General features: G+C 67.1%; 4 protein-coding genes. 1 reads left to right on the top strand and 3 read right to left on the bottom strand.

What is annotated here, in order from left to right; genetic code table 11:
- Positions 1–317: CDP-alcohol phosphatidyltransferase family protein (locus JOZ00_RS04420; protein WP_293340177.1), on the bottom strand; the 317-nt coding region annotated here is incomplete at its 3' end.
- A 56-nt stretch (positions 318–373) separates the two neighbouring features.
- Here JOZ00_RS04420 and JOZ00_RS04415 point away from each other — a divergent pair.
- Entirely contained in the window at positions 374–889 is a 516-nt protein-coding gene (locus tag JOZ00_RS04415) for an amino-acid N-acetyltransferase (protein ID WP_293340174.1), read from the top strand.
- On the opposite strand, the gene JOZ00_RS04410 is transcribed toward JOZ00_RS04415, so the two are convergent.
- The gene (locus JOZ00_RS04410) at positions 890–2,305 is read right to left on the bottom strand and encodes a sugar porter family MFS transporter (protein WP_293340171.1); all 1,416 of its coding nucleotides are present in this window, start codon (positions 2,303–2,305) and stop codon (positions 890–892) included.
- Positions 2,306–2,657: 352 nt separating this feature from the next.
- Positions 2,658–5,192: DNA translocase FtsK (locus JOZ00_RS04405; RefSeq protein ID WP_293340168.1), on the bottom strand; the 2,535-nt coding region annotated here is incomplete at its 5' end.

Below are 5,192 nucleotides of genomic sequence, written 5' to 3'. Positions count from 1 at the left end.
CCGAGCATCGAAAGCCCGATCAGCGCCGACCCGACCAGCGTCTTGTCCGCGATCGGATCGACGAAAGCACCGAATTCGGTGGCCATCCCGTAGTTGCGGGCCAGCAGCCCGTCCAGCCGGTCGGTGATGCACGCGAGTGCGAAAATCGCGAATGCCACGATCCGAAAGGCACTTTCGTGGCCGCTGCCCGCGAACAGAGCGAGCAGGAAGATCGGCACCATCACCAGCCGCAACAGCGTCAAGGTGTTGGCGAGATTGGCGATATTGGCGCGGCCTTGCGGTCCCGTTAGTGGACCTGTCTGCGGCTGCCCCGACACGGCAACAGAATAACGGTTGACCAGCGGACCCGTGATTGATGTCGATACTGTTACCCGTGACCGAAAGTTCGCAGGCCTACCGGGCGGTGGTCCGACGCGCGCGAACGTCCGACGTTCCCGACATCAAACGACTCGTCGACACGTACGCCGGAAAGATCCTGCTGGAAAAGAACCTGGTGACGCTGTACGAGGCCGTCCAGGAGTTCTGGGTGGCCGAACACGAGGGCAAAGTGGTCGGCTGTGGGGCACTGCACGTGATGTGGGCCGACCTCGGCGAGGTCCGGACGGTCGCGGTCGACCCCGCGATGACCGGCCACGGCATCGGCCACACGATCGTCGACCGGCTCCTGGAAGTCGCCCGCGAGTTGGCGCTGAAGCGACTCTTCGTGCTGACCTTCGAGACCGAGTTCTTCGGACGGCACGGCTTCACCGAGATCGAGGGCACGCCGGTCACCGCCGAGGTGTTCGAGGAGATGTGCCGCTCGTACGACATCGGTGTCGCCGAGTTCCTGGACCTGAGCTACGTCAAGCCGAACATTCTCGGCAATTCGCGGATGCTGCTGCGGCTCTAGTCAGCGCGCGAAGTCTGACGGTCGAAAATTCCCTTCGGCCAGTTTGCCTTCGATCTCTTCCAGGCTCTTACCGGTGAGGTCGGGCATTCGGAAGAAGACGAAGATCCAGGCCGCCACGTTGAACAACGCGTAGAGCCAGATCGACGGCCCGACCCCGATCGCGTTGATGAGCGACAGCATCGTCAGCGTGATGAGCAGGTTGGTACCCCACAGCGTCGCCGACTGCACTGCGGTGGCCGCGGGCCGCACTGCCAGCGGGTAGGTCTCCGAGCCGGTCAGCCAGCCCATCAGCTGCAGACCGCCGGCGTTGAAAAGCATGAAGACCATCAGGCAGGTGACGATGTAGGGAATCACATCGCGACCGGCGTCGGTGGTGACAAAGAGCAGGCCCAGCACGAACAAGCTCAGCGCCGCACCCGGCACCATGATGAGGGTGAGCCGGCGCCGGCCGACCCGATCGATGATGCTCAACCCGATCAGCTGGGCGATCAGGTACACCGCACCCAAGCCCACCGACACCTGTAGAGCCACAGACCTGTAAAAGCCGGCGCCGGTCAAAATGGTCGGCGAGTAGTAGATGATCATCTCGATGCCGCTGAGCTGGGTGAATACCGCGATGCCACAACCCAGGACCAGGGCTGGCCGCACCCAGCCGGCGCGCAGCCCGCGCCACCCGCGGGTGCTGGCCGTGAGTTCCACGCGCGCGAGTTCGGCAGCCTCGTCCAGCTCGGCGCCCACGTCGTAGCCGTCGGGACGGACGTGCTCGGCTCGTGCCGCGTTTCGATCGCCTTGCTTGACCAGCCAGCGCGGACTTTCCGGGAGGCGCAGCAACAGCCACAGCATGATCGCCGCGGGTACGCAGGCGGTTCCGATCGGCCACCGCCAGGAGACCGACTCGCAGGCGCCGACGATGGTGGACGTCAGAATGCCCACCCCGATGGCGATCTGGAAGCAGAGCACCAACCGTCCCCGGTAGGCCGGCGGCGAGAGCTCAGCGACATACATCGGCGCCGTCTGCGTCGCCCCGCCCACCGCGAAGCCCAGCACCAGCCGTCCCAGCGATAGCAGAACGGGGTCGGGCGCAAGGGCGCACCACAGCGCGCCGACAACGAACACCACCGCCAGCATCAACAGTGTCCCGCGCCGGCCCCGACGATCGGACAGCACGCTGCAGGTCAATGCCCCGATGACGGCGCCGAGCAAAATGCTGCCGGCGATCACCTGCTTCCAGCCCTCGGTGATGCCGAAGTCATGGGTGAGCTGCAAGAGAGCCCAGGAGATGGCGCCGGTGTCGTAGCCGTAGAGCATGCCCGAAATCGCCGCGACGAGCGCCACTATGACCACGGCGCCCGTCAAGTGCTTACCCGCGTCCGCGCTGATGCCGACTACGCTCTGTGGCGCTTCCACATTGGTCATGCTCGAGCCTCCAGCCGGGTCGGTTTCCCTGCACAAGCCGGCCAAGCGAGCGGGTCTGCCGAATCGTCCGCAGCTACTCGAAGTCCTGGTTGGGGACCGGCTGCCGGAATCCCACTCGCGCCATTCGCTTATCCAGCGAATTCGCTCGGCTTGCTCGTTGGCCTACCCACGCCCGGCAGGCGCACCGCTTGTTGCGGGCGAGCCGTTTAACTTCCCTCTCGATCCGGGGAACGACCGGCCACGAATTCTGGGTAAGCCTTCGCCAACGTAACAACCGGCTCCGCGGGAATACAACAGTGCCGTTCGCGGGGCAAAGGGCCTTGGCGGCTGTTGAGCGCCAAGGTCCGCAGGTTCAGTCCTCGGCGTCCTCGGATCCGTCGGCGTTGGCCCCGCCGCGGATCAGCGCCAGCGTTCCCGCCAGCTCGTCGGGCTTGACCAGCACCTCGCGCGCCTTGGATCCCTCGGACGGCCCGACGATGCCGCGGGTCTCCATCAGGTCCATCAGGCGGCCGGCCTTGGCGAAGCCGACGCGCAGCTTGCGCTGCAGCATCGATGTGGAGCCGAATTGGCTGGACACCACGAGCTCGACGGCCTGCAGGAACACATCCATGTCGTCGCCGATGTCGGGGTCGACGTCGGTGCGCTCGCCCGTCGGCTTGGCGGTGGTGACGCCGTCGGTGTATTCCGGCTCGGCCTGGTCCTTGCAGGCGTTGACGACGGCGTGGATCTCCTCGTCGGTGATGAAGGCGCCCTGAAGCCGCAACGGCTTGCCCGCGCCCATCGGCAGGAACAGGCCGTCACCCATGCCGATCAGCTTCTCCGCGCCGGCCTGGTCGAGGATCACCCGGCTGTCGGTGAGCGACGACGTCGCGAACGCCAACCGGGACGGCACGTTGGTCTTGATCAGGCCGGTGACAACGTCGACCGACGGGCGCTGGGTGGCCAGCACCAGGTGAATGCCTGCGGCACGGGCCTTTTGGGTGATACGCACGATCGCGTCCTCGACGTCGCGTGGCGCGGTCATCATCAGGTCGGCCAGCTCGTCGACGATGGCCACCACGTACGGGTACGGCCGGTACTCGCGCTGGCTGCCCAGCGGCGCGGTGATCTCACCGCTGCGCACCTTCGTGTTGAAGTCGTCGATGTGGCGCACCCGGGAGGCCTGCATGTCCTGGTAGCGCTGCTCCATCTCCTCCACCAGCCACGCCAGCGCGGCCGCGGCCTTCTTCGGCTGGGTGATGATCGGGGTGATCAGATGCGGAATGCCTTCGTACGGCGTCAATTCCACCATCTTCGGGTCGATCAGGATCATCCTGACCTCCTCGGGCGTGGCCCGGGTCAGCAACGACACCAGCATGGAGTTGACGAAGCTGGACTTACCGGATCCGGTCGAGCCGGCCACCAGCAGGTGCGGCATCTTGGCGAGGTTGGCGGAGATCATCTCGCCCTCGATGTCCTTGCCCAGCCCGATGATCAACGGGTGGTGGTCGCGACGGGTCGACGGCGCGGTCAGAACGTCCGCCAGCCGCACCATCTCGCGGTCGGTGTTGGGCACCTCGATGCCGACGGCCGACTTGCCGGGGATCGGCGCCAGCATGCGAACGCTCTCGGTGGCGACCGCGTAGGCGATGTTCTTCTGCAGGGCGGTGATCTTCTCCACCTTGACGCCCGGCCCGAGCTCGACCTCGTAGCGCGTGACGGTCGGCCCGCGGGTGCAGCCGGTCACCGCAGCGTCCACCTTGAACTGCGTCAACACCTCGCCGATGGCGTCGGCCATGGCGGTGTTGGCGGCGCTGCGCTTCTTCGGCGGATCTCCTGCGACGAGCAGGCTTATCGGCGGCAGCGTGTAGGGACCCTCGACGACCCGGTCGATGATTTCGGTCGGCTTCTGCTTGCCGCGCTTGCGGCCGCGCGCCGTGGTCTCGTCCGCGTTTTCCAGCGCCGGTTCCGGCACCGTGGGGATTTCGTCCTGGTCCACGGAGAGGTCTGCGACGGAGTCCGGCGTCGGCCAGTCCTGCGGCTCATCCGCGGGGTCCAGCGCGCTTTCGTCGTAGTAGCCGTCGGCGACCGGTTCGTCGTCGTAGTCGTCGTAGTCGGCTTCCTCGTCATCGCCGAGCAGTCGCCCGCCGAACATCGAGCGCACCGCGTCGGGCAGCTCGCGGATGGTGGTCCCGGTCAACAACAACAGGCCGAACAGCGCGCCGATGAACAACAGCGGCGCGGCGATCCAGGGTGTCAGGCCGTCCGACAGCGGCCCCCCGATGGCGAAGCCGACGAATCCCGCCGCGCGGCGCCGCGTCTCGGGGTCTTCCGGCGAACCGGACCACAAATGCCGCAGCCCGAGAACCGAAAGCGCGATCAGGCTGGCGCCCAGGATCAGTCGGGGCCGCGCGTCCGGGTTGGGCTCGGTCCGCATCAGCGTCACCGCCACCGCGGCGGTGATGACCGGCAGGGCCAGGACCCCGGCGCCGATGAAGGTGCGTAACAGCGTGTCGACCCACGCGCCCACTGGCCGCGCGGCGTCGAACCACGAGCTCGCGGCGACGACGACGGACACCGCCAGCAGCAGCAGCGCGATCCCGTCGCGACGATGCCTCGGCTCGATCTCGCGCGCCCGCCCGATCGACCGGGCAGCGCCGCCGGTACCCCTGGCCGCCATCAGCCAGGTGGCGCGCAGAGCCCGCCCGCAGGTCAGCCCCGTGGCGACAAGCAGCGACTGGTTGCGCCGCTTGGCCGGCCTGCCGCCCCTGCCGCGGGGTGGCGCCGGCCGTTTGGGCCGGGACCCTCCTCGCGAAGTGGCCTTCGAATTGGCCCTAGACCTGCTCGTTCGGTTCCCGGAGCGGGCGACGGTCTTATTAGCCATGACGGCAAGAGTAGTCGCAACGGC

The organism is Mycobacterium sp. (assembly GCF_019243155.1).
Taxonomy (GTDB): domain Bacteria; phylum Actinomycetota; class Actinomycetes; order Mycobacteriales; family Mycobacteriaceae; genus Mycobacterium.
This window is presented reverse-complemented; position numbering and strand designations above follow the sequence as displayed.